This is a genomic window from Acinetobacter sp. AL9 (assembly GCF_041464035.1).
GTDB classification, from domain to species: domain Bacteria; phylum Pseudomonadota; class Gammaproteobacteria; order Pseudomonadales; family Moraxellaceae; genus Acinetobacter; species Acinetobacter towneri.
This window is the reverse complement of record NZ_JAYFSK010000217.1, coordinates 1-279: the sequence shown is the minus strand read 5'-3', so window position 1 is coordinate 279 and position 279 is coordinate 1. Positions and strand designations below refer to the sequence as shown.

1 protein-coding gene and 1 pseudogene are annotated in these 279 nt (G+C 39.8%); one reads left to right on the top strand and one right to left on the bottom strand.

From position 1 onward, the window contains the following. Positions 1–151: pseudogene (locus ACEO2X_RS14405) on the top strand (IS4 family transposase); the annotation flags it as partial. Between the two features lie 33 nt (positions 152–184). Here ACEO2X_RS14405 and ACEO2X_RS14400 read toward each other — a convergent pair. Continuing rightward, the coding region (locus tag ACEO2X_RS14400; protein WP_178867550.1) for a transposase domain-containing protein at positions 185–279 on the bottom strand (95 nt) is incomplete at its 5' end.

The window sequence follows — 279 nt, the reverse complement described above, 5'->3', positions numbered from 1 at the left end:
ATCTAAAGCCTTGCCCATCAAGTGCTTACCACAATCATTTTATCGACGTATGCAGCGCTTCTTTGCAGGTCAGTATTTTGATTATCGTCAAATTTCTCAGTTGATTTTCAATATGTTTTCATTCGACAAAGTGCAACTGACTTTAGATAGAATGTAAGCGTCCGCTGAACCCCATGCCTATTTTTTAATTCGGTTCAGGTTTCCAGCGGTGTGGTAGCAATTCTTCAATCTGAGTCACTTTATGTGTCGGCAACCTTTTCAGCACATCACTTAAATAGG